The sequence below is a fragment of the Erwinia tasmaniensis Et1/99 genome (assembly GCF_000026185.1).
GTDB lineage: Bacteria > Pseudomonadota > Gammaproteobacteria > Enterobacterales > Enterobacteriaceae > Erwinia > Erwinia tasmaniensis.
The window spans coordinates 2,250,739-2,275,626 of sequence record NC_010694.1; the positions used below are offsets into that span (position 1 = coordinate 2,250,739).

General features: G+C 54.8%; 25 protein-coding genes. 17 read left to right on the forward strand and 8 right to left on the reverse strand.

Annotated elements, in window-relative coordinates; genetic code table 11:
- Positions 1-217 precede the first annotated feature (217 nt).
- The 14 genes from fliF to rcsA all read left to right on the forward strand — a co-directional run bounded on the left by fliF (position 218) and on the right by rcsA (position 12,258).
- Complete coding sequence (gene fliF / locus ETA_RS11035; protein ID WP_012441712.1) at positions 218-1,933, forward strand: flagellar basal-body MS-ring/collar protein FliF; 1,716 nt, start codon at positions 218-220, stop codon at positions 1,931-1,933.
- Positions 1,930-2,922, forward strand: a complete 993-nt coding sequence (fliG, locus tag ETA_RS11040; RefSeq protein WP_012441713.1) for a flagellar motor switch protein FliG — start codon at positions 1,930-1,932, stop codon at positions 2,920-2,922. Before fliF ends, fliG begins: the two co-directional genes overlap by 4 nt.
- Positions 2,915-3,604 (forward strand): flagellar assembly protein FliH, encoded by a 690-nt coding sequence (gene fliH, locus ETA_RS11045; RefSeq protein WP_012441714.1) that lies wholly within the window; start codon positions 2,915-2,917, stop codon positions 3,602-3,604. The genes fliG and fliH overlap by 8 nt, the downstream gene beginning before the upstream one ends.
- Positions 3,604-4,965 (forward strand): flagellar protein export ATPase FliI, encoded by a 1,362-nt coding sequence (gene fliI, locus ETA_RS11050; RefSeq protein ID WP_042958974.1) that lies wholly within the window; start codon positions 3,604-3,606, stop codon positions 4,963-4,965. The genes fliH and fliI overlap by 1 nt, the downstream gene beginning before the upstream one ends.
- 26 nt (positions 4,966-4,991) lie before the next feature.
- A complete protein-coding gene (gene fliJ / locus ETA_RS11055; protein WP_012441716.1) occupies positions 4,992-5,438 on the forward strand; it encodes a flagellar export protein FliJ in 447 nt (148 codons plus the stop codon).
- Entirely contained in the window at positions 5,435-6,733 is a 1,299-nt protein-coding gene (locus tag ETA_RS11060; protein ID WP_012441717.1) for a flagellar hook-length control protein FliK, read from the forward strand. The genes fliJ and ETA_RS11060 overlap by 4 nt, the downstream gene beginning before the upstream one ends.
- 151 nt (positions 6,734-6,884) lie before the next feature.
- A complete protein-coding gene (gene fliL, locus ETA_RS11065; RefSeq protein WP_012441718.1) occupies positions 6,885-7,367 on the forward strand; it encodes a flagellar basal body-associated protein FliL in 483 nt (160 codons plus the stop codon).
- Positions 7,368-7,376: 9 nt separating this feature from the next.
- A complete protein-coding gene (gene fliM, locus ETA_RS11070) occupies positions 7,377-8,387 on the forward strand; it encodes a flagellar motor switch protein FliM (RefSeq protein ID WP_012441719.1) in 1,011 nt (336 codons plus the stop codon).
- Positions 8,380-8,781 carry a flagellar motor switch protein FliN gene (fliN, locus tag ETA_RS11075; RefSeq protein WP_012441720.1) on the forward strand — a complete coding sequence of 134 codons (402 nt, stop codon included), beginning with the start codon at positions 8,380-8,382 and terminating at the stop codon, positions 8,779-8,781. Before fliM ends, fliN begins: the two co-directional genes overlap by 8 nt.
- Complete coding sequence (gene fliO, locus ETA_RS11080; RefSeq protein ID WP_012441721.1) at positions 8,782-9,171, forward strand: flagellar biosynthetic protein FliO; 390 nt, start codon at positions 8,782-8,784, stop codon at positions 9,169-9,171.
- On the forward strand, positions 9,168-9,905 hold the full coding sequence (gene fliP / locus ETA_RS11085) for a flagellar type III secretion system pore protein FliP (protein ID WP_012441722.1): 738 nt from the start codon (positions 9,168-9,170) through the stop codon (positions 9,903-9,905). The genes fliO and fliP overlap by 4 nt, the downstream gene beginning before the upstream one ends.
- 15 nt (positions 9,906-9,920) lie before the next feature.
- Positions 9,921-10,190 carry a flagellar biosynthesis protein FliQ gene (gene fliQ / locus ETA_RS11090; protein ID WP_012441723.1) on the forward strand — a complete coding sequence of 90 codons (270 nt, stop codon included), beginning with the start codon at positions 9,921-9,923 and terminating at the stop codon, positions 10,188-10,190.
- The gene (fliR, locus tag ETA_RS11095) at positions 10,190-10,981 is read left to right on the forward strand and encodes a flagellar biosynthetic protein FliR (RefSeq protein ID WP_012441724.1); all 792 of its coding nucleotides are present in this window, start codon (positions 10,190-10,192) and stop codon (positions 10,979-10,981) included. Before fliQ ends, fliR begins: the two co-directional genes overlap by 1 nt.
- 641 nt (positions 10,982-11,622) lie before the next feature.
- Positions 11,623-12,258 carry a transcriptional regulator RcsA gene (gene rcsA, locus ETA_RS11100; RefSeq protein WP_012441725.1) on the forward strand — a complete coding sequence of 212 codons (636 nt, stop codon included), beginning with the start codon at positions 11,623-11,625 and terminating at the stop codon, positions 12,256-12,258.
- Between the two features lie 107 nt (positions 12,259-12,365).
- On the opposite strand, the gene ETA_RS18850 is transcribed toward rcsA, so the two are convergent.
- Together ETA_RS18850 and ETA_RS11110 are read right to left on the reverse strand one after the other, a co-directional pair.
- Positions 12,366-12,524 carry a YqaE/Pmp3 family membrane protein gene (locus ETA_RS18850; protein WP_012441726.1) on the reverse strand — a complete coding sequence of 53 codons (159 nt, stop codon included), beginning with the start codon at positions 12,522-12,524 and terminating at the stop codon, positions 12,366-12,368.
- A gap of 144 nt (positions 12,525-12,668) precedes the next feature.
- Complete coding sequence (locus tag ETA_RS11110) at positions 12,669-13,058, reverse strand: M15 family metallopeptidase (protein ID WP_042958977.1); 390 nt, start codon at positions 13,056-13,058, stop codon at positions 12,669-12,671.
- A gap of 468 nt (positions 13,059-13,526) precedes the next feature.
- Between ETA_RS11110 and ETA_RS11115 the strand changes: the two genes are divergently transcribed.
- The 3 genes from ETA_RS11115 to mfd all read left to right on the forward strand — a co-directional run bounded on the left by ETA_RS11115 (position 13,527) and on the right by mfd (position 19,207).
- A complete protein-coding gene (locus tag ETA_RS11115; RefSeq protein ID WP_012441728.1) occupies positions 13,527-14,327 on the forward strand; it encodes a mannosyl-3-phosphoglycerate phosphatase-related protein in 801 nt (266 codons plus the stop codon).
- A 28-nt stretch (positions 14,328-14,355) separates the two neighbouring features.
- Positions 14,356-15,576: a glycosyltransferase family protein gene (locus ETA_RS11120; protein ID WP_012441729.1), complete on the forward strand. Its 1,221-nt coding sequence runs from the start codon at positions 14,356-14,358 to the stop codon at positions 15,574-15,576.
- A 184-nt stretch (positions 15,577-15,760) separates the two neighbouring features.
- On the forward strand, positions 15,761-19,207 hold the full coding sequence (gene mfd, locus ETA_RS11125) for a transcription-repair coupling factor (protein ID WP_012441730.1): 3,447 nt from the start codon (positions 15,761-15,763) through the stop codon (positions 19,205-19,207).
- 271 nt (positions 19,208-19,478) lie between these two features.
- Here mfd and ETA_RS11130 read toward each other — a convergent pair whose 3' ends face one another.
- From ETA_RS11130 to ETA_RS11155, 6 genes are all read right to left on the reverse strand, one after another.
- Entirely contained in the window at positions 19,479-20,018 is a 540-nt protein-coding gene (locus tag ETA_RS11130) for a glycine zipper 2TM domain-containing protein (RefSeq protein ID WP_012441731.1), read from the reverse strand.
- 287 nt (positions 20,019-20,305) lie between these two features.
- Complete coding sequence (locus tag ETA_RS11135) at positions 20,306-21,610, reverse strand: NAD(P)/FAD-dependent oxidoreductase (protein WP_012441732.1); 1,305 nt, start codon at positions 21,608-21,610, stop codon at positions 20,306-20,308.
- Between the two features lie 415 nt (positions 21,611-22,025).
- Positions 22,026-23,045: a beta-N-acetylhexosaminidase gene (gene nagZ, locus ETA_RS11140; RefSeq protein WP_083772844.1), complete on the reverse strand. Its 1,020-nt coding sequence runs from the start codon at positions 23,043-23,045 to the stop codon at positions 22,026-22,028.
- 22 nt (positions 23,046-23,067) lie between these two features.
- A complete protein-coding gene (gene thiK, locus ETA_RS11145) occupies positions 23,068-23,910 on the reverse strand; it encodes a thiamine kinase (RefSeq protein WP_012441734.1) in 843 nt (280 codons plus the stop codon).
- Complete coding sequence (gene lpoB, locus ETA_RS11150; RefSeq protein ID WP_012441735.1) at positions 23,894-24,490, reverse strand: penicillin-binding protein activator LpoB; 597 nt, start codon at positions 24,488-24,490, stop codon at positions 23,894-23,896. The genes thiK and lpoB overlap by 17 nt, the downstream gene beginning before the upstream one ends.
- Entirely contained in the window at positions 24,487-24,870 is a 384-nt protein-coding gene (locus ETA_RS11155) for a YcfL family protein (protein WP_012441736.1), read from the reverse strand. The genes lpoB and ETA_RS11155 overlap by 4 nt, the downstream gene beginning before the upstream one ends.
- Between the last annotated feature and the right edge of the window lie 18 nt (positions 24,871-24,888).

Sequence of the window (24,888 nt, forward strand, 5' to 3'; positions counted from 1 at the left end):
AATTATGGTAAGTGACGACAAGCTTAGCACAGCGTCAATAAGACAAAGCCGCTAAATAGATACAAAAATCACAGCTTATTAAGCCATCGATTTTTAGGTTTCAGAAAATAATGGCAGTCCATTCAGGTGGAATTTTTTTAAGCCAGCGCATCAGGGAGTCAGTTTTGTTACGACACTACACGCAGCAGTCCAGTCAAATGTCAGACAGGAACGAGTCATGAATGCAACTGCCACGCAGGATAATCCAGCGAAGAAAGGCGTAAATGACCTGCTCGCTCGCCTACGCGCCAATCCACGGGTGCCGCTTATCGTTGCCGCTGCCGCCGTCGTCGCCGTTGTCATCGCGATGGTTCTTTGGGCGAAACAGCCAGATTATCGCGTACTGTATAACAATCTCAGCAATGAGGATGGCGGTGCTATCGTCACCCAGCTCACGCAGATGAACGTGCCCTACAAGTTTGACGACCGCGGTGGCGCACTGCTGGTGCCTGCAGCACAGGTGCACGAGCTGCGTCTGCGCCTCGCTTCACAGGGTTTACCTAAAGGCGGAGCCGTTGGCTTTGAACTTCTGGACAAAGAAAAGTTTGGCATCAGTCAGTTTAGCGAGCAGATTAATTATCAGCGCGCGCTGGAAGGCGAACTGGCGCGCACCATCGCCACGCTCGGCCCGGTAAAGGATGCACGCGTGCATCTGGCAATGCCAAAACCAACCCTGTTCGTCCGTGAACAAAAATCACCGTCCGCCTCCGTCACACTTGCCCTGCAACCAGGGCGAGCGCTGGATGAAGGTCAGATTAACGCCGTGGTGCATATGGTCTCCAGCAGCGTTGCGGGAATGCCGCAGGGTAATGTTACCGTGGTGGATCAATCCGGACGCCTGCTCACCCAAAACGATACGACCGGCCGCGATCTCAATGACGCTCAACTGAAATACGCCAGCGACGTTGAAACGCGTTATCAGCAGCGAATCGAAGCCATACTCGGTCCAATCGTCGGTAACAGCAATGTGCACGCGCAGGTTACCGCGCAGATAGATTTCAATAAGCGGGAAAAAACCGACGAGCAGTACGCACCGAACAGCAATCCTGAGCAGCAGGCCGTTCGCTCACGCCAGACCAGCAATAGCGAACAGCTGGGTGGGCAGTCTGCTGGCGGCGTGCCGGGCGCACTGTCCAATCAGCCTGCGCCAGCCAATGCAGGCCCGGTAACCACGCCGAATAATACTAATGCTAACGGCGCAAACGGCGCGAATGCCAACAATGGCCAGCCGGCCAATAACGCAGCCAGCGGCGCGCAAAAAACGTCTCCGTCCAACACTCGCAGTGATAATACGACCAACTACGAAGTCAACCGAACCATTCTGCATACCAAAATGAACGTCGGCGAAGTCCAGCGCCTGTCCGTGGCGGTGGTCGTTAACTATCGCAGTGATGCTGCCGGGAAACCTATCGCCCTGAATGAGGCGCAGATCAAACAGATAGAAGACCTGACTCGTGAAGCAATGGGCTACTCAGAGAAGCGAGGCGACAGCCTGAACGTGGTCAACTCGCCGTTTACGCAGAACAGCGATCTCGGAGACGAGCTGCCGTTCTGGAAACAGCCCGCGTTTATTGACCAGATGTTTGAAGCAGGTCGCTGGTTACTGGTGCTGATTGTCGCCTTTATCCTCTACCGTAAACTGCTGCGGCCGCAGTTGCTGCGTAAGGCAGCGCTGGAGAAATCCACGCGGGAAGCCGCAACATCCGCCGCGCGCAACAGCACGCAACAGGAAGGCGTTTCCGTCAAGCTGTCCAAAGACGAGCTGGATCAGGAACGTAAATCAGAGCACCGCATGAGTGCTGAAGTGATGAGCCAGCGTATTCGCGAAATGTCAGAAAATGACCCGCGCGTCGTGGCTCTGGTTATTCGCCAGTGGATGAAGGACGAACTATGAGTCTCACCGGTACAGAAAAAAGCGCCATCATGATGATGACCATTGGCGAGGATCGTGCGGCGGAAGTGTTTAAACACCTGGACGCGCGTGAGGTACAGCACCTCAGCTCTGCCATTTCTAATATGCGGCAGGTTTCCCATAAACAGCTGACCGACGTGCTGCGCGAATTTGAAACCGATGCAGAACAGTTTGCCGCTCTGAGCCTGAACTCCAACGACTACCTGCGTACAGTGCTGATCAAGGCGCTGGGCGAAGAGCGCGCGTCGACGCTGCTGGAAGATATCCTGGAAACCCGCGAAACCACCAGCGGTATGGACACGCTCAACTTTATGGAGCCACAGGCGGCTGCCGATCTGATCCGCGACGAACATCCGCAGATCATCGCCACCATCCTGGTTCACCTGAAACGTGGTCAGGCTGCGGATATCCTCGCGCAGTTTGACGAGCGTCTGCGTCACGACGTCATGCTACGCATCGCCACCTTCGGCGGCGTACAGCCAGCAGCGCTGGCTGAATTGACCGAAGTGCTCAACGGCCTGCTGGATGGTCAAAACCTCAAACGTGCGAAGATGGGCGGCGTACGTACCGCGGCAGAAATCATCAACCTGATGAAAACGCAGCAGGAAGAGGCCGTTATGGAAGCGGTGCGCGAATTCGATGGCGAACTGGCACAAAAAATCATCGACGAAATGTTCCTGTTCGAAAATCTCGTCGAAGTGGACGATCGCAGCATTCAACGCCTGTTGCAGGAAGTGGAATCCGAGTCGCTGCTGGTCGCCCTGAAAGGTTCAGAGCAGCCGCTGCGCGAGAAGTTCCTGAGCAATATGTCACAACGTGCTGCCGACATTCTGCGCGATGATTTGGCCAACCGTGGTCCGATGCGAATGTCTGCGGTGGAAACCGAGCAGAAAGCGATCCTGTTGATTGTTCGTCGTCTGGCCGAAAGTGGCGAGATGGTGATTGGCGGTGGCGAGGAAACCTATGTCTGATAATGCCTCCCTGCCTTGGCAGCGCTGGCAGCCAAATGACCTGGCGCAGCCGAAACCACAGCCGACCGAAGAGCCCGTGCAGCCTGAAGTGAGCGAAGAACCGCTTGAACAGCAGCAGTTTCAGCTAGAGGAGTGGCAGACCCAGGTGCGCAACGAGGCCCAGGGACAGGGGTATGCCGAAGGCCAGCAGCGCGGTTTTTCCGAAGGCCAGAAGGCCGGTTACGATGCAGGTTTTCAGCAGGGTCTGGCGGAATCCCAGCAGCAGCAGGCGCCTGTACAGGCGCGCATGCAGCAGCTGGTTTCGGAATTCCATAATGCGCTGGAAGGTCTGGACAGCGTGATCGCATCACGTCTGATGCAGCTGGCGCTGGAGGCGGCCCGGCGCGTTATCGGCCAGGCCCCGCACGTTGACGGAACGGCCCTGCTGCGTCAGATCCAGGAAATGTTGCAGCAGGAACCGATGTTTAGCGGCAAACCGACGCTGCGCGTCCATCCGGATGATTTACCCCGCGTGGAAAGCACGCTGGGCGCTACGCTCAGCCTGCACGGCTGGCGGCTGCTTGGTGACAGTACTCTACATCCGGGTGGCTGCAAGGTGAGCGCGGAAGACGGCGACCTGGATGCCAGTATCGCAACCCGTTGGCACGAGTTGTGCCGTCTGGCCGCACCGGGAGAATTGTAATGATGACTCGCCTGTCACGCTGGCTCGGCGCGCTCGACAACCTTGAACAGCGCATGGAGCAGCTGCCGGAAGCCCGCCGTTATGGCCGCCTGGTACGCGCTACGGGCCTGGTGCTGGAAGCCACCGGCCTTCAGCTTCCGCTCGGCGCGACCTGCGTGATCGAACGGCACGATAATCAGGGTATCGGCGAGGTAGACAGTGAAGTGGTCGGTTTTAACGGTCAGAAGCTGCTGTTGATGCCGCTGGAAGAGGTGGAGGGCATTGTCCCCGGAGCGCGCGTTTACGCTCGCGTTTCTGGCGACAGCCAGCACAGCGGTAAACAGTTAATGCTCGGCCCAGAACTGCTGGGGCGCGTGCTGGATGGAAGCGGCCGCCCGCTCGACGGCCTGCCAGCCCCCGAAACCGGCTATCGTGCTCCGCTGATCACCCCGCCGTTTAACCCTTTGCAGCGCACGCCAATCACTGACGTACTCGACACCGGCGTCCGCGCGATCAATGCCCTTCTTACCGTGGGGCGTGGCCAGCGTATGGGGCTGTTTGCCGGTTCTGGGGTGGGTAAAAGCGTCCTGCTGGGCATGATGGCGCGCTACACGCAGGCTGACGTTATCGTCGTCGGCCTGATTGGCGAACGCGGGCGCGAAGTGAAAGATTTTATCGAGAATATTCTTGGCAGCGAGGGCCGCGCCCGCTCGGTGGTCATTGCCGCCCCGGCGGATGTTTCTCCCCTGCTGCGCATGCAGGGCGCTTCCTACGCCACCCGCATCGCGGAAGATTTTCGTGACCGTGGTCAACATGTGCTGCTGATCATGGACTCCCTGACGCGTTACGCCATGGCGCAGCGTGAAATCGCCCTTGCTATCGGTGAGCCGCCGGCGACAAAAGGCTATCCACCTTCGGTATTCGCCAAGCTGCCTGCGCTGGTGGAACGTGCCGGTAACGGAATTGACGGGGGAGGTTCAATTACCGCCTTCTATACCGTGTTGACCGAGGGGGACGACCAGCAGGACCCGATTGCCGACTCGGCGCGCGCCATCCTTGATGGTCATATTGTCCTCTCCCGTCGGCTGGCCGAGTCCGGCCACTATCCGGCGATTGATATTGAAGCGTCAATCAGCCGCGTGATGGCACATCTGATTGACGACACCCATTACGCGCGCGTCCGTCAGTTCAAACAGCTGTTGTCCAGTTACCAGCGCAACCGCGACCTGGTCAGCGTTGGTGCTTACGCAGCGGGTACCGATCCGACGCTGGATAAAGCAATAAAACTTTATCCCGAGCTTGAGGCGTTCCTGCAACAGGGAATGTTTGAACGCAGCACGTTTGATGACGCCAGCCTGCATCTGCAGGCAATTTTTGGTTAAGTTCCTGACCTGTCACCGGAGGATCGATGACTAAAGCAGCTTCCGCCATCGACACATTGCGCTCGCTGGCACACAAAGATGTTGAGAAAGCGGCCATTCAGTTAGGCGATGCGCGCCGCGCCTATAAACAGGCTGATGAGCAGCTGACGATGCTGCTCAACTATCAGGACGAATACCGTAAAAACCTGAATAACACCATGAGTGAGGGCATCGCCAGCACCCGTTGGTACAACTACCACCAGTTTATTCAGACGCTGGAAAAAGCGATTGAGCAGCACCGTGCTCAGTTAACAAACTGGGGAACCCGGGTAGAAAACGCGCTGCGCCTGTGGCGCGACAAACAGCAACGCCTGCATGCATATGAAACGCTACAGGCACGCGCACATGCCAGCGCTCTGTTACAAGAAAACCGTCTGGATCAGAAACGAATGGATGAATTTGCCCAACGGGCATCATTGAGGAAAGGCGAATGATTACCTTACCAACCGCTGCAACCAGCACCAGCAGCAAGACCACCGCCAGCCTGAACAGCGATAACGTGCAGGACAGCCGCGTCGACGGCGATCCGCTCTCCGGCGCGGAAAACCTGCCACAGGGTTTTGTCACGCTGTTAGGTAACCGCCTGTTATCGCTGGCGCAGCAGGGAGCGACCCATGCTCAGACCGGTGAAGTCGGCAGCGGCGCGGCGGCTGAAACCGGCGGCAAAAGCAAGGCAACAAGCGCCGTCAATGCGCTGCTGGCCACGTTGGATAACCCTGACACTCTGAGCAATCTGTTACAGACGGCGGCAGAGGTCACCGGCAAAAAGGGGGATGAACAAACCGACGATCCCGCCACTCCGGTTACTGCCCTGAGCGCAAACGATCTACAGGCTTTACAGGCGTTGTACGCCATGTTGCCTAATCAGGCCATCACGCCCGTGAACACCACTCAGGCCCACGAACTGACGGAAGCCGCGCTGAATAAAAGCGACAAGCAGTCGATGCTGGACGCTTTAAGTACGGCCGCAGGCAAAACGCACGGCGAGAACGATGAGCCCAGCGATACGCTGACGGGAAAAAACAGTGACGGTGGAGGGCAGACAAAGGCAGCGGACAAACCCGGCGTCAGGCCTGAGGCCGGAGTCAGTTCAGCTGCACAAGGCGGTGATCCGGCGTTTCAGTCGTTAATCAGCGGCGCGGGTAAAGAGAATGTTCAGGACAAACACCAGCCTGAATCTAGCCTGAACGCGCCGACAACGCATGGCTCGCTGATGACCGCCACCGCGGCGCTCGTTCCAACGACAACCTCCGCGGTCAGCGCGCCGGCGACGCCATTTTTGAATGCACAGCTCGGCAGCCCGGAATGGCAACAGGCCCTGGGGCAACAGATCCTGATGTTCAGCCGCAATGGGCTACAGACCGCCGAACTGCGCCTGCATCCGCAGGATCTGGGCAGTATCCAGATCAGCCTGAAGTTGGATAACGACCATGCGCAGCTGAGCCTGGTCTCCAATCACAGCCAGGTCAGGGATGCGCTGGAGGCGGCCTTACCGCAATTGCGCGCCTCAATGGCTGAAAGCGGCATTAACCTGGGCCAAAGTAACGTCAGTAGCGATAACTTCCAGCAGGGGAAATCTTTTAACGGCCAGCAGGAACAGCGGCGTGACAATACCGACACCCCCTTCAGTCTTGGAAGCGAAGGTGACGGCGATACCACGCCAATCGCCGTTCCCGTCAGCCTGCAGGCACGCGCAACGGGTGCTAACGCGGTTGATATCTTCGCCTGACGCTCACAAACGCGCAAGCTGATGGCAAAACTCGTGTCTTTTCTGCCCATTGTTTACGGCAAGACACGAGATAATTTGCACATTACGGCGTGAGGCAGCGAATTGAGTTGTACCGCTCTACTGAAAATAATCACAGGAAGTCACAGCAAATATGACCGATAGCGCTAAATCCAGAAGCGGAAAACGTAAGCTCCTGATACTGATGGTAGTGATTGTGGCTCTGATCGGCTGCGGCGTAGCGGGTTATACCGTGTGGAAACGGATGAAGGCGCCGGCCGATCCCACAGCGGTCGCCAAACATCAGCCGCCGGCCATACCGGTATTTTTCGCTCTGGATACCTTCACCGTAAACCTGATCAATCCAGATAATGACCCGGATCGCGTTTTGTACGTCGGTTTTACCCTGCGCCTGCCGGACGAAGAAACGCGTCGTCGTATGAGCGATTATTTACCCGAGATCCGTAGCCGTCTTCTGCTGCTGCTTTCTCGTCAGACTGCCGCCTCGCTGGCCAGTGAGCATGGCAAGGAGCAGTTAGTGACCCAGATTAAGCAGACATTGGCCCCTCAGCTGGTACAGGGACAACCACAGCAGGCCGTGACGGATGTCCTTTTCACAGCCTTTATCCTGCGGTGATGAAAAAAAATGGGCGATAACATTCTTTCTCAGGCCGAAATTGACGCACTGTTGAATGGCGACAGCGACAGCGCAACGGAAGATAAGGCCAATAAAAAAGAGGGCGAGGATCATATTCGCCCTTATGATCCCAATACCCAGCGCCGCGTGGTGCGCGAGCGCCTGCAGGCGCTTGAGATCATCAATGAACGCTTTGCCCGTGCTTATCGCATGGCGCTGTTTAATCTGCTGCGCCGCAGCCCGGATATTACCGTCGGCGCGATTAAGATCCAGCCATATCATGAGTTTGCCCGTAATCTTCCGGTGCCAACCAATCTTAATCTGATCCACCTCAAGCCGTTGCGCGGCACGGCGCTGGTGGTGTTTTCACCCAGTCTGGTATTCATTGCAGTGGATAACCTTTTCGGTGGGGATGGCCGCTTTCCGACGAAAGTCGAAGGGCGTGAATTTACCCATACCGAACAGCGGGTTATCGGCCGAATGCTGAAGCTGGCGCTGGAGGGCTACAGTGAAGCCTGGAAACCTATCTATCCGCTGGACGTGGAGTATGTCCGTTCCGAGATGCAGGTGAAGTTTACCAACATCACCACTTCTCCTAACGATATCGTGGTCACCACGCCGTTCCAGGTTGAGATTGGTAACCTGACGGGCGAGTTCAATATCTGCATCCCTTTCAGCATGATCGAACCGCTGCGTGAAACCCTGGTCAATCCGCCGCTGGAGAACTCCCTCAGTCAAGATGAGACCTGGCGTGACACGCTGGTTAAACAGGTTCAGCACTCTGAACTTGAGCTGGTTGCCAACTTTGCCGATGTCTCGATGAGGATCTCACGCCTGCTGGCGTTGAAACCTGGCGACGTGCTCCCTATTGACAAACCGGACCGCATAATTGCCCATGTGGATGGCGTGCCGGTGTTGACCAGCCAGTACGGAACGTTGAATAAACAGTTCGCGCTGCGCGTGGAACACCTGATTAACCCGATTTTGAATTCGATGAACGAGGAACAGCCCGATGAGTGATACCAATAAGCCGTCCGATGACGATATCTCTGCGGACGACATGTGGGCTGACGCCATGAATGAACAGACGAAATCCCCGTCCACCGATGGCGTATTCAACACGTTCGAAGGCGGTGAGAATAACGCCTCGCTTCAGGATATCGATATGATTATGGATATCCCGGTCAAGCTGACCGTCGAGCTGGGTCGCACCAAAATGACCATCAAAGAGCTACTGCGCCTGTCGCAGGGCTCGGTGGTCGCACTCGACGGCCTGGCTGGGGAGCCGCTGGATATTCTGATCAACGGTTATCTGATTGCCCAGGGCGAAGTGGTCGTGGTGGCCGATAAGTATGGCGTCCGCATTACCGATATCATCACGCCATCTGAACGTATGCGTCGCCTGAGCCGCTAAATGAACAGCACCCAGCAGCAGTCCGTCACGCCGCAGCCGGCGATCTCCACCGGCTCTATGCTGACCCAGGTCAGCGGGGTTTTGACGGCCATTATTATTCTTATCCTGGCGATTGCCTGGCTGGCAAAACGCTTTGGTTTTACCGCCAGGCGCGGCGGTAGCCAGCAGCTTAATATCAGCGCCAGCTGCCAGCTGGGCCAGCGCGAACGCGTGGTCATCGTCGATGTCGACGATGCACGACTGGTGCTGGGCATTACCGCCCAACAGATTACCCATTTGCATACGCTGCCGGCAAAGCCCGCCCAGGGATCCACGGATTTACCGGCCGCCCCGACAGATTTTCGTCAGATCTTACACTCGTTACGTAAAGGACAGGGGAAGAAATCATGAAACGTCTTTTTCCTCTGCTTTTGCCCGGCCTGCTGATGCTGGCACCCAACGTTTATGCTCAGCTGCCGGGGCTGATCAGCCAGCCGATGGCAAACGGTGGCCAAAGCTGGTCACTGCCGGTGCAAACGCTGGTATTTATTACCTCGTTGACCTTCCTGCCCGCTATTCTGCTGATGATGACCAGCTTCACGCGCATTATTATTGTGTTTGGCCTGCTGCGTAATGCTCTCGGCACGCCTTCAGCACCGCCGAATCAGGTCTTGTTGGGCCTGTCGCTGTTCCTGACCTTCTTTATTATGGGCCCGGTGTTCGACAAAATTTATACTGATGCCTACCAGCCGTTCAGTGAAGACAAAATCAGCATGCAGGAGGCGATTGATAAAGGTGCTCAGCCGCTGCGCGAGTTTATGCTGCGCCAGACGCGTGAGGCTGACCTTGCGCTGTTTGCCCGGCTGGCGAATACCGCGCCGATTGCCGGGCCAGAAGCCGTTCCAATGCGCATCCTGCTCCCTGCCTATGTCACCAGCGAACTGAAAACGGCGTTTCAGATTGGCTTTACGGTATTTATTCCATTTTTAATTATCGACCTGGTGGTTGCCAGCGTGCTGATGGCGCTGGGGATGATGATGGTGCCGCCCGCAACCATTGCGCTGCCTTTCAAGCTGATGCTGTTTGTACTGGTCGACGGCTGGCAGCTGCTGGTTGGTTCGCTGGCCCAGAGCTTTTATTCCTGACCCGGAGCCTGAAAAATGACACCTGAATCGGTAATGGTCATCGGGCACGATGCCATGCAAGTTGCGTTAGCCCTTGCCGCCCCACTGCTGTTGGCAGCGCTGGTCAGCGGCCTGCTGATCAGCCTGTTACAGGCCGCAACGCAGATTAATGAACAAACGCTCTCCTTTATTCCTAAGATCCTTGCGGTCGTCACAACCATGGTTGTTGCCGGCCCCTGGATGTTAAATCTGGTACTCGACTATATGCGTACCCTGTTTAACAACCTGCCTTATATGATCGGATAATGATCCTTTTTGACAGCAATCAGCTTCTGTTCTGGATAAGCCAACTCTTCTGGCCCCTGGCGCGCGTGCTTGCCCTAATTATGACCGCGCCGCTGCTTAGCGAAAAAGCAATCAGTCGCAAGGTGAAAATTGGGCTGGGCGTGATGATCACATGGGTGCTGGTTCCCTCACTGCCACCCACCCACGTGACGCTCTTTTCCGTTGGCGGTTTCTGGCTGCTTATTCAGCAAATTCTGATTGGCGTGGCGATTGGTTTCACCATGCAGTTTGCCTTTGCAGCGGTGCGCACCGCGGGCGAAGTGATTGGTTTGCAGATGGGACTCTCATTTGCCACCTTTTTTGACCCCGGTAGCCGTCTCAATATGCCGGTACTGGCACGTTTTCTCGACATGCTGGCCATGCTGCTGTTTCTCTCCTTCAACGGCCATTTGTGGCTCATTTCGATGGTGGCGGACAGTTTTCATACCCTTCCCATCGGTGCAGAACCGCTCAACGGCAATGCTTTCATGGCGCTAACCAAAGCGGCCAATTTAATATTTCTTAACGGTATGAGATTGGCGTTACCGCTAATCACTTTGCTGCTCACTTTAAACCTGGCCCTGGGGTTATTGAATCGCGTTTCACCCCAACTATCAGTTTTTGCCATCGGTTTTCCGGTGACATTATCAATAGGTATGATCTTTATCATCCTGATGATGCCTTTATTGGCCCCCTTCTGTGAACATTTATTCAGCGAAATTTTCGATCTACTGGCCACGCTGCTTGCCGAACTACCCATTAACAAAACTTAATACTTGCATCGTAAAATCAATAGGATTGTTTAAGCTAGCTAATGAGTTGGCGCTAACCCCCCACCCTTTTCACTCCGCGAATGCTAAGGAAAATCTGATAATTCGCTGGCGGTGTTTAAAATCATTCTTATTAAATGGCGGTTAGCGTATTTTACTATCTCAAATCGTTGATTTGTAGCGAATGAGTCTATGCCTGAAAGATACACAACCTCATATTTTTATTGGAAAGTCAGCTGTAGGCTGTTTCAGCCCTTGAAGCTTACTTGCCTGTATTGCTTATGTTTCTCACAACATTATGTATTCAGACCATGATATGAATTAATGTCATGAACAACTTTAAGAATAGTCCTATCATGATTTTTAGGATTTTACGCGATAGTGTCGATCAAAATGAATTGCTGCATCAAATGCCGTGTTAAGTCAGATAGTTACGCACGTTGATTGATAAATTGCTGATATGGGTATTATGGCGTTTATTGCCCTGTCAAAACGCTAATTATCAGCTGGCAAAAGTCAGGTTGTCCACCACGCTTAGATGACAATGTTATAGATGACCACGCTTAGCTAACCTCTGGTAATTAGCGTAAATGCGTAATTCATCGTTGAATTTAACCTATAACAAATTGGTGAGGGTCGCTGTTATGCCGACGATTATAATGGATTCATGCAACTATACACGGCTGGGTTTGACTGAATATATGACTGTGAAGGGAGTTAAAAAGAAAAATATATCCCTAATCAATGATATAGAGCAGCTATATACCAAGTGTCAGCAGTTACAGCCCGGCGTTGTGTTTATTAATGAAGATTGTTTTATTCATGAGCCGGACGCCAGTGATCGCATTAGAAAAATCATTCTCCAGCACCCAGACACTCTGTTTTTCATCTTTATGGCCATCTCCAACATCCATTTTGAAGAATACCTCTACGTTCGTAACAATTTGGTCATTACATCAAAAGCGATTAAGATCTCTACGCTCGACTCTCTGCTAATCGGCTATTTTCAGAAAAGATTAAGCCTGTCCCCTCGTCAGGCGATAAACGCCGAAGTCCATCCGTTGACCCTTAGCCAGACCGAGTCCAACATGCTCAAAATGTGGATGTCTGGCCACGATACCATTCAGATATCAGACAAAATGCAAATTAAGGCTAAGACAGTGTCTTCGCATAAGGGCAATATTAAACGCAAAATAAAAACTCACAATAAGCAGGTTATCTATCACGTAGTCCGCCTGACGGATAATGTTACCAGCGGCATTTACGTTAATATTAGATAGATTAAGAGATGAAACCGGCTACCGTCGGTTTCATCTTTATTTCCGTTACCGGCCGTCTTCACTCACCTTGAGCGACCGCTATCGTTGGCACTATTATCGAACTCGGTTTAACGGCGAGCAATGACCCACACAGCATGAATGATCCCCGGAATATAGCCCAGGAGTGTCAGCAGTATATTTAGCCAGAAAGCCCCTGCAAATCCGACCTGTAAAAATACACCCAGCGGGGGTAACAGAATCGCGATAATAATACGTAAAAGATCCATACATTCTCCATTGGTAATTTTTCGGTATTAACCGAGAAGATATTATAGCAAACTTAACGTCACGCGTAGTCGACTTCTTCCATCAGCCCCTCTTTTTACGAACATTAAATGTATCTGCACAGTTTTCCCGGATGAGCAGGAGCATCAGGGATAGATACCTTTGGCCAGTTCGAAATGTGGTCCATCTTTTAGCGTCTTCCAGTCTCCTCCCCATACTATAGGTGTCGACAGCTGAGCGGCCGCCTGTTTCATGGCTTTCGCCAGCAGGGCGAAGGCATTCCAGTCCTCCCACGGAATGGTGTGATTAATCCAGGGGGCAAGATCGATTGCGTGCCCCGTAAGATGGCGGCTTTGCAGTGTGTGACTTTTTCCGCTGCTGACAAGCTGGCGCTGTCTTGCCATATTGCGTACGCCTTCAATCACCCGGAAATCAATTTCCGATTTTCGCAGCGCCAGACGCACTACTTTTATCAAATCGCCATGCACGCCGCGCAAATTCTGTTCGCTGATATGACTGAATTGATAATGAGCCATATTATTCTCCTTAATATGTTCAGGTTAATCCCAATCACTGCCTGATAAATAAAAATACGCAGGGCCTCATTGAGACGGGGAAGACATTGGGCACGCTATCTTTATTTACACCGACAGGTTCATTGAAATTTCTTATATAAAAAATATAAAACGATTAACTTCTTGTGGCTGACAACAGAAAATTCCGTCACGTTTATGAGAGGGGACACGATATCCACCCCTGCTTACAGCGACGAAAAGAGTCGCTGCGAAGGGCAGCACAATCCTGTGAGGACTTGTTTGATGCCGATCGCTGCACTCAATGAAAAAAAACCTGGCCCGCGTGTTGGGAAGCTTATCGAATCATGATGGGCGTGCTGCTGGTCGATGATGCTCACGGTGAGTGCGACTGCGCCGCCTGTATCCTGGGCTATACTTCATGATTACACTGCGATTTTTCCTATAGTGGATCATCAAGAGGAATTGCCTATGCCCACATTGCAAGCCCCCTTAATCATCGTCACTGACCTTGACGGATCGCTGCTCGACCACCATACCTACAGCTGGCAACCCGCGGCGGAATGGCTACAGCGGCTGCAGGAACATCAGGTGCCGCTGGTCATTTGCTCAAGTAAAACCGCGGCAGAAATTGCCCCTCTTCAGCAGGCTCTTGGGATCGGCCACCAGCCGTTTATTGCGGAAAACGGTGCGGTCATCCAGTGGCAAAACCCGGACGCTTCTACGGCAATAAAGGCGCTGGGTAACATTGACTATGGCACGTTGTGCCACCGGCTACTGCATCTGAAACGGCAGTTTGGCTTTAAATTCATCGGATTTTCTGACGCCAGCCCACAACAGGTTGCCGACTGGACCGGGCTGACGACGCAAAATGCGGCCCTCGCCAAATTGCGTGAGGCCTCCGAGAGCCTTATCTGGCGCGACACTACTGAAAATTTTGAACTTTTTCGCCAGCAGCTGGAAGAACAGGGGCTAACGCTGGTGCAGGGCGGGCGTTTCTGGCACGTCATGCGTAAAGGTAGCGGCAAAGCTGAGGCGCTGGATGACCTGTTACAGCACTACGTGCAGGGTGATCGCCCCGTCACTATTGGCTTGGGTGACGGCCCTAATGATGCCGCCATGCTTGACGCCGTCGACTATGCCGTGGTGATTAAAGGCTACAGTAAAAATCCCGTCATTCTGCAAAGGCAGGATAAACATCATATCTATCATACGACGCATTACGGTCCAGAAGGCTGGCGCGACGGGCTGGATCATTTTATCACTCGGTAAGATGAAATGACCTTATTAGGGGAAGACGATGAGCGATTTCTATCAGAATGGCGTTATTACTAATTTTCATAATCTCACCGGGCGTTCCGTGGAGGCACTGGAAAAAGACCTGGTCCGCTTCTCGCGCAAGCGCAAGATGGGATTAATACTGCCGTCACTGTTTTCAGAACTGGAGGGCCCAGCGCTGAGCCATATCGTCGACGAATTGGCAAAAGTCCCTTATCTGGCTGAAATTGTTATCGGGCTGGATCGCGCCGACCGCAGCCAGTTCCTGCACGCGCGCGAGTTTTTTTCCCGTCTGCCGCAGCGCCACCGTATTTTGTGGAATGACGGCCCACGCCTGAAAGCGCTGGATGCCGAACTCGATAAAGAGGGATTATCCCCCGCCCAGCCCGGCAAGGGCCGCAACGTGTGGTTCTGTACCGGCTATACCCTTGCCTCCGACAAGTCGAGCTGTGTCGCCCTGCACGATTGTGACATCGTCACCTATGAACGAGGCATGCTGGCCAGACTACTCTATCCGCTGGCTAACCCTGGATTTCAATATGAATTCTGCAAAGGCTTCTATGCGCGCGTGGCGGATAATAAGTTAAACGGGCGAGTCGGACGGCTGCTGGTCGGGCCGTTGCTGCGCTCGTTGCAGCAGGTTTACGGCCACTCTGACTATCTTGAATACCTCTCCAGCTTCCGCTATCCGCTGTCGGGGGAGTTTGCCATGCGCACTCACGTCCTTAACGGGATCAAGATCCCGGGCGACTGGGGTCTTGAAATTGGCGTACTGTCTGAAATTTACCGTAACTACACCACGCGCCAGAGCTGCCAGGTAGAAATAGCCGATAACTATGATCATAAGCACCAGCCGCTGGCAGAAGAAGATGGTACCGGCGGATTGCTGCGTATGAGCAACGACATCGTGCAGTCGCTGCTGCGCAAAATGGCCACGATGGGGGTGAATATCACCAGCGACTCATTCCGCGTCCTTAAGGCCACCTACTATCGTAATGCGCTGGATATGATGGAAATTTATAATCATGAGGCGACAATGAACGGCTTGAAATTCGACCAGCACACCGAGGAAGCGGCGGTCGAAATGTTTACCCAGGCCATTCTTGATGCCGGGCAGTCATTTATCGAGCGGCCAAATGAAAAACCTTTTATACCGAGCTGGAGCCGGGTGCAGTCGGCATTTCCCGACATTTTACAACGTATCTATCAGGCGGTGGAAGACGATAACAGCGGCGACGTCTGACGTGCCGCCGCCTGCTGCCGAAGATGAACGATCGTCACGCCGTGCCGACCTGATTTTGCAGGTTAAGGCAGGCCGCAATACCCCGGAACCCGAAAAATACGGGTATACTTCCCTTAGCTGAATCGGAACCTCGGCACGCCGGGGTCTCCGATACCCTTTTTTCGAAGAGACCGTTTAACTGACTATGCCAGAAATCTACCGTTATGACCTGCCGTCCAGAGCAGGTGACCAGCGCCAGCTGGGGCAACTGACCGGCGCGGCCTGCGCCGTTGAATGTGCCGAAATAGCTGAACGACATCAGGGCCCGGTTATGCTGATTGCGCAAGATATGCAAAATGCGCTGCGCCTTCAGGATGAAATTAAACAGTTTACCGACCAGCCGGTCATGGCGTTGGCAGATTGGGAGACCCTGCCCTTCGACAGTTTCTCACCGCACCAGGAGATCATCTCCTCCCGGCTTTCTACCCTTTATCAACTGCCCACGCTGGCTTCAGGCATTTTGATCCTTCCGGTCAACACCCTGATGCAGCGCGTTTGCCCTCACAATTTCCTGCACGGCCACGCGCTTGTAATGCAGAAAGGGCAAAGGCTGTCGCGTGACACGCTGCGCGCCCAGCTTGAACAGGCGGGCTACCGCAGCGTCGATCAGGTGATGGAACACGGCGAGTTTGCCACCCGTGGCGCGCTGCTCGATCTTTACCCGATGGGCAGTGAACGTCCTTACCGTATCGACTTTTTCGATGATGAGATAGACAGCCTGCGCCTGTTTGATATTGACAGCCAGCGCACGCTGGAAGAGGTGGCGGCGATTAACCTGCTGCCGGCTCATGAGTTCCCGACCGATAAAAACGCCATTGAGTTGTTCCGCAGCCAGTGGCGTGAACATTTTGACGTGCGGCGTGAGGCGGAACATATCTATCAGCAGGTCAGCAAAGGCACGCTGCCCGCCGGGATAGAGTACTGGCAGCCGCTGTTTTTCGAGCAACCTTTACTGCCGCTGTTCAGCTACCTGCCCGCCAACACCCTGCTGGTCATTTCTGGCGATGTGGAATCCAGCGCCGGGCGCTTCTGGCAGGATGTTAACGCGCGTTATGAAAACCGCCGCGTCGATCCGATGCGCCCGCTATTGCCGCCCGCATCCCTGTGGCTGCGCAGCGACGAGCTGTTCGGTGAATTGAAGCAGTGGCCACGCATCCAGCTCAAAACCGAGCTGCTGCCAGAGAAGAGCGGTAATACCAATCTGGATTATGCCGCGTTGCCGAGCCTGGCCGTACAGGCACAGGCGAAGGCCCCGCTGGATGCGCTGCGCCACTTTCTCGAATCCTTCAGCGGTCCGGTGGTGTTTTCGGTGGAGAGTGAAGGTCGCCGCGAGGCTTTACAGGAACTGCTGGCGCGCATCAAGCTCAAGCCGGGCGCGATCCGTTCACTGCCGGAGGCGCACGGGCCGGGGCACTATCTGTTAATCGGCGCCAGCGAACATGGTTTTATTGATGGCTTGCGCAATCGCGCACTCATCTGTGAAAGCGATCTGCTGGGCGAGCGTGTAAGCCGTCGACGCCAGGACAGTCGCCGCACCATCAATCCGGATGTGTTGATCCGTAACCTCGCCGAGCTGCACCCCGGCCAGCCGGTGGTGCATCTGGAGCATGGCGTTGGGCGCTACATTGGCCTGACCACGCTGGAAACCGGCGGTATTCAGGCAGAGTATCTGATGCTGGCCTACGCCGGAGATGCAAAACTGTACGTGCCGGTATCGTCACTGCATCTCATCAGCCGCTATGCGGGAGGGGCTGAGGAGAACGCTCCGCTGCATAAGCTGGGCAGCGACGCCTGGTCCCGCGCCAGGCAGAAGGCCGCCGAAAAGGTGCGCGACGTGGCGGCAGAGCTGCTGGATATTTATGCGCAGCGTGCGGCAAAAACCGGCTTTGCCTTTAAGCATGATAAGCAGCAGTACCAGCTGTTCTGTGAAAGTTTCCCCTTTGAAACCACCATCGACCAGGCACAGGCAATCAATGCGGTTTTGAGCGATATGTGCCAACCGCTGGCCATGGACCGTCTGGTCTGCGGCGACGTCGGTTTTGGTAAAACCGAGGTCGCCATGCGCGCCGCCTTCCTCGCGGTGGAAAACCATAAGCAGGTAGCGGTGCTGGTGCCAACCACCCTTCTGGCCCAGCAACATTACGATAATTTCCGCGATCGCTTTGCCAACTGGCCGATCCGTATTGAGATGATGTCACGCTTCCGTACGGCCAAAGAGCAGGCACAGGTGCTGGCAGACGCCCAGGAAGGCAAGGTCGATATTTTGATCGGCACCCATAAGCTGTTACAAAATGAGATTAAATGGCGCGATCTTGGCCTGCTGATCGTCGATGAAGAGCATCGTTTTGGCGTGCGCCATAAAGAGCGCATCAAAGCAATGCGCGCCGACGTGGATATTTTAACCCTGACCGCTACCCCTATCCCGCGCACGTTGAATATGGCGATGAGCGGGATGCGCGATCTGTCGATCATTGCCACACCTCCGGCGCGCCGACTGGCGGTAAAGACCTTCGTACGCGAATACGATGACCTGTCGGTACGCGAGGCGATACTGCGAGAGGTACTGCGCGGCGGTCAGGTTTACTATCTGTATAACGATGTGGAAAATATTGAGAAAGCGGCAACACGGCTATCTGAACTGGTGCCTGAGGCCCGGGTGGCGATCGGTCATGGCCAGATGCGCGAGCGTGAGCTGGAACGGGTGATGAATGATTTCCACCATCAGCGTTTCAACGTGCTGGTGTGCACCACCATCATTGAAACCGGGATTGATATTCCAACGGCTAACACCATCATTATTGAGCGCGCCGATCGCTTCGGCCTCGCCCAGCTGCATCAGCTGCGTGGCCGCGTCGGGCGCTCTCACCATCAGGCCTATGCCTGGCTGCTGACCCCACATCCTAAATCCATGACGACCGATGCGCATAAGCGCCTGGAGGCGATAGCCTCGCTGGAAGATCTGGGCGCCGGATTTGCCCTCGCCACGCACGATCTGGAGATCCGTGGTGCCGGTGAATTACTTGGGGAAGGTCAGAGCGGTCAGATGGAAACCATCGGATTTTCGCTGTATATGGATCTGCTGGAAAATGCCGTTGATGCCCTGAAAGAGGGACGTGAGCCTTCTCTGGAGGATCTGACCAACAGTCAGACCGACATCGAGCTGCGTATGCCGGCGCTGTTGCCGGATGATTACATCCCGGACGTCAATACCCGCCTGTCGTTTTATAAACGTATTGCCAGCGCTCAGCACAACGACGATTTGGACGACATCAAAGTGGAGCTAATTGACCGCTTCGGCCTGCTGCCGGACGCGGCGCGTAACCTGCTGGATATCGCCGCGCTGCGTCTGGCGGCGATAAAGCTGGGCGTGCGCAAAGTCGAAGCCAGTGAGAAAGGCGGTTTCATCGAATTCTCTGAAAAGAATAAGGTTGACCCCGCGTGGCTGATCGGCCTGTTACAGCAGGAACCGCAGCACTGGCGTCTGGATGGGCCAACGCGTATCCGATTTATTCGCGATCTCTCCGAGCGTAAAGTACGCATAACGTGGGTGAGTGAGTTTATTAACAAGATGGTGGATAACGCCAGCGTATAACGCTCGACCGTGGGGCCGCGGCTTTAAGGCGGCCTCCTGTTCTGGATGTACGCGATAACAGATTGGACGGTGGCATTTGCGGGCAATCATTTTGCCCTCAATGCCGCCCTACAGGGTTGCCCCACTGCGGTGACGGATGTCAAAAGGGTTCATGTTCGCCACATGAACCCTTTTTATCAGATAAGCAATAGCGCCCGCCGTTTTTACACTCTGTTCATGGCGACAAGGTTCACAACCAGGTCGACACGCTATTCTCCCGTTGATTAGGCGTTCAGGCTTTATCGCCCAACATCAGGTGACCGTTATTATCAAGGGGGATACGCGTGCCGGGATCGTTATCCATACGAATTTTTCCCTGCCGATCGCCGATTTTATAGGTGACATCATAACCCAGCAGCTTTTCATGCTTGTCATACACGGTTTTACAACGCTGTTCGGTCGTGGTGTAAGTATCTCGCTGTTGCAAAGCGCCCTGCGCCTGGTTACCACCATAGCCGCCGGCCAGCGCACCCGCTACCGTGGCGACATCTCGACCGCGTCCTCCGCCAAACTGATGACCCAGCACGCCCCCCGCCACCGCACCTAATACCGAGCCTGCAATACGATTTTCATCCTGTACCGGGCGACGATGAGTGAGCGTCACGTTGCGGCACTCCTGCCGCGGGTCCTTCAACGTTTGCTTAATTTCAGTTGCCGAAAGCACCTGCGCATATTGCGGTGTACTGCTGAAAACGTTCATGCTGGCAACGGCGGCAACGCCTAATGCTGCCGCCACACCGATGCCTATACCCGCTAACATTGATTTATTCACAGGAAAACCTCCTGACAGATTTACCGCGCATTCTTGCCTGCTGCCATCCGGTGGCAGCTGTGGCATACCAGGTGTGCGCGCCGCGCCGTGGTATTTAAGTAAATTTTGCGTCAGGTAAGGGAATGTGACTATAAGAATTTGGGAGTAAAAGCGTTTACGCGCTATTAAGACAGGTTATTTAAGAGTGTTCTTATCAACGCAGGGGGACGATGAAAGAAAGAACGGCCTGTTGCTTTAGGCAACAGGCCGTTCTGACCGTGATGACGGATGCCGCAGGCGGCAAAAAATTAATGTAGCTTCAGGCGCGGGCGGATCACCCGGTTAATACTGCCAACCAGCATCATCAATCCGGTCTTGAAATAGCCGTGTAACGCAACCTGGTGCATGCGGTACAGCGAGATATAGACCATACGCGCAATGCGGCCTTCGACCATCATTGAACCGCGCATCAGGTTGCCCATCAGGCTTCCCACGGTACTGAAACGAGACAGTGAAACCAGCGAGCCGTGATCTTTATAAACATACGGCTTTTGGGGCTGCCCTTTTATCTCAGCCAAAATGTTGGCCAATACGCGTGATGCCATCTGATGCGCAGACTGCGCGCGCGGTGGCACAAAACCGCCTGACGGCAGCGCACAGGCCGCGCAGTCGCCTATGGCATAAATATTCGGGTCACGTGTGGTCTGTAACGTGGGTTCAACCACCAGCTGATTGATACGGTTTGTTTCCAGACCGCCTATCTCTTTCATAAAGTCCGGCGCCTTGATGCCCGCGGCCCAGACCATCAGATCGGCATCGATAAACTCACCGGACTTGGTGTGCAGGCCTTTTTTTTCCGCGCTGGTCACCATCGTCTGCGTCAAGACGCGCACGCCGATTTTAGTCAGTTCACTGTGCGCCGCGCTGGAGATGCGCGCCGGTAGTGCGGGAAGAATACGTTCACCGGCTTCTACCAGCGTCACGTTCAGGGCCTGACTATCCAGCCCCTTGTAACCATAGCTGTGCAGCTGTTTCACCGCGTTATGCAGTTCTGCCGACAGCTCAACGCCGGTTGCCCCACCGCCCACGATGGCGATATTGACCTTTTCCTGCTTACCTTCGCTGGCGGAGAATTTCAGGAACAGGTTAAGCATTTCATTACGGAAGCGGCGCGCCTGATGCGGGTTATCGAGGAAAATACAGTTATCCTTCACTCCCGGCGTACCGAAGTCGTTGGAAGTGCTGCCCAGCGCCATGACCAGAGTGTCGTACTCCAGCTCACGTTGAGGAACCAGTACTTCGCCCTGTTCATCGAGAATTTCTGCCAGCTGAAGTCGGTTATTCTCACGATCGAGTTGGGTCAGTGCACCAAGCTGGAAGCTGAATCCGTGCTTGTGGGCATGCGCCAGATAACTCAGACCATCAATACCCTCATCCAGTGAACCCGTTGCCACTTCGTGAAGTAATGGCTTCCACAGATGGCTGTGGTTACGATCTACCAGCGTAATCTGGGCTTTCTTCTTACGCCCCAGCTTGTGCCCAAGTTGGGTTGCCAGCTCCAGACCTCCGGCTCCCCCGCCGACAATAACAATTTTTTTCATAGGTGTTGTCAAACGACCCCCTCAAAAGTAAACCAATCGTTAATAAAAAGTTAATAAAATAACCTTAATTAACATAGGGTTGGCGATGTTAATTCGCAAGCTGAAGCCAGAATAGCACGGCGGAAAACATCTGTTCTACGAAAATTGATCCTGGTCAATTTAATCGTTCTGACCGTATGCTTTCAGAGCGAAATTGTGCCTTAGTTCAGTCGTGCCAAACACAGGGGCAATATCAATGCGTTCGCAGAAACTGCACGCCACACTGTCAAGGCTGAATCAGGAGAGGGAAACCATTTTGAGTATCGGGCAGGCGTCATTTGAGATGAGAATAATCAGACGTGGGTGACAAATCAGGAGGTTACGCTGGGAGACTGGCGAACATTTTGCAGCATTCGCCAGTCGTAGCGGGTTGACGGATATTAAGCGATCATCTGCCCGCCGCGGCTTTATGATTCAGCCAACGCCCCTGTAAACGATCGAGGGCAACGCTGGTCTCTTTCCAGCGTGAAGAATCGATAAGCTGCTGACGGGTAAAGTCTCCCCGGTGATAAAGCCTGGCTACCCTGTCCGCCTCCATCGCGGGCAGGTTGTCCAGTACGCTGACCGCTCCTTCCCGGTTGTTGCACACCAGAATCATATCGCATCCGGCGTCCAGCGCCGCCTGGCCGCGCTCGGCGTAGCTGCCCATGATCGCCGCGCCTTCCATCGACAAATCGTCGGAGAAAATCACGCCGTCAAAACCCAGCTCCTGACGCAGTACGGTTTTTAACCAGTGCGATGAGCCGCTAGCGGGACGCGGGTCGACCTCTGTATAAATGACGTGGGCTGGCATAATGGCGTCCAGCGCCCGCTCGGCGATAAGTTGCTGAAAAATGGGCATATCATGTCGGCGAATTTCCGCCTCGCTGCGCGTGTCACGCGGCGTTTCTTTGTGCGAGTCGGCACTGACGGCACCATGCCCCGGAAAATGCTTGCCGGTGGTTTTCATGCCGGCCTCACGCATCCCGCGGATAAAGCAGCGCGCCATCTGCAACGCAATGGCCGGATCTTCATGGAATGAACGCTCGCCGATAGCCGCGCTGCCGTAACCAATGTCCAGTACCGGAGCAAAACTGATATCAATATCCATGGCGATCATCTCTGACGCCATCAGCCACCCTGCCTGCTGCGCCAGCGTTTCGGCCTCTGCCGATGGGTTTAGCGCGGAAAATGCCTGCATCGCCGGCAGCCGGGTAAAACCTTCCCGAAAGCGCTGCACGCGCCCGCCTTCCTGATCCACCGCCACCACCAACCGATGACGCGATGCGGCGCGGATCTGGCGCACCAGCTCACGCAGCTGCGCCGGGTCGTGATAGTTGCGGCTGAACAGGATCAGCCCCCCCGTGAGCGGATGCTGTAAAATTTCACGTTCTTCCGCATCCAGCTCACAGCCGAGCACATCTAACATTACCGGTCCCACAATTTACCCCTTAGCCAGTGACACGCTGCCAGCCTTCCGCCGCCAGCGTATGAAAATGTTGTTCGCCGCTCTGCTGCCAGCGCAGTTCGTACCAGCTGGCTGCCAATAGCTCAAGCCACGGTTGCCAGCGTGCCACCTGGTGGCGCAGTCGTTCTTCATCGATATGCTGCAAGCGCCCGTAGGTGGCTATCAGCAGCTGTTGCTGTGAGCTATCCAGCCCGTTACCGCCGATTATCGCCGCCAGCTCCAGCGCCACATCACCATCTCCGGCATATTCCCAGTCAATAAACCTGAGCCGTTCACCGTCGGCCAGCAGATTGGCGCTGTGAATATCCATGTGCAGCACGCCAAGACGTAATGGGCGGGGTTCACGCAGACGCTGACAGCGCTGTAATGCTCGCAGCCAGTGCGTATTCCGCCGCCGCGCATCGCTACGCTGCCAGTAACTCATTAGCAGCGGCAGAAGCTGCAGACGATAGCCGGTTAACGGCAGACGGTGCAGTTTGACCACTTCACCGATCAATGGCTCTAAATATCCCACCAGCTGCGGCGGCGTAAGAGGCTCGCCGGGTTGCCAGCTGAGCAATAACCAGTCCCGACTGCATCCATAAACCTGCGGCACCCGTCCGCTGCTGGCCAGCTTGCGCAGCAGCCGATATTCACGTTGACGGTCAACGCCGGGCATCATCGCCCCGCGCGCCACCCTCCGGGCCAGCAACGTCCTGCCCGCCAGCTTAACCTTCAGGCTGAAGCCGCTTAATCCGTCAAGCGGCAAAAAAGAAGCGGCAGCGGATGCTGCCGGGAAGTGTTGCTTAAGCAACCGCTGAAGCTCGGGATCAGTGAACGACGTCACCGCTACCTGACCAGATTATCTCGCCGGTCTGGACCAGCATCAGCTGCATTTGCAGAGAAGGCGACTTGATATCCCCTTCAGCATTGCTGTACAGCACATACTGCGCGCCGACATAGCGCGCCAGGCCGATAGCCTTACTGCGCGAAACCAGACTGTCGTCAGCCGATAAGCCCAGAGTTTGCCTGGCGACCGACAGCTGCTGTGGAGTCACCAGGGTAAAGCGACCATTGTTCGCCAGCGCGTTTTGCAGGGCTGCGGTCGCTTTGGCGCTTTGCAGACTGCCGTTGGTGCTATTTTTGACGTTATCGACCAGCAGTACGTTACCCGCGGTGATACCGTCCGCTTTCAGCATCTGCCCAACCAGTGGCGACACGGTTGCTGACCAGTCCAGAGTCTGTAGTTTCGGCGGCGGCGGCACGTTTTGACCCGGTTCCGGCTTTGGCTGTTCCGGCACGATAACAGGCGGCGGCACGGGTTCAACCGGTGCGGGCGTCTGCGGCTGTTGCGGCTGATGAATACAACCACTCAGGATCAGTGCCACCATCAGCACACCTGAACGCTTTATGATGGTCCAGTTCATTTGACTACTCCTTGCAAATACAGGTAAAGACGAACTTTGCTCGCCGTTAGATTACCGGTTTGAGATGAGATTTCGGCCTTACCCTGCGCAGGGACAACCAGGGTATTTGGCCGCTCAAAAGGCAGAATTTCCAACCCTTTATCATCATACCAGTAAAAACGATAGCTGACCTGAACCGGTTTTTCCTGCTGGTTGAACAGCACGGTTGACGCCCGCTGCTGCCCTTGCGACTCATCAATCGTCGGCGCTGCGGTAGTGATACCGGCCGACAAGACGGCTGATTCCATAATCAGCGACTGTGAAGTGTTGATGGTGGTGGGATCGCTGCTACAACCGCTTAGCGCGGCCAGTAACGTAATGGCGATGATGCCTGCCCGCATAGAGTTGTATCCGTTTTG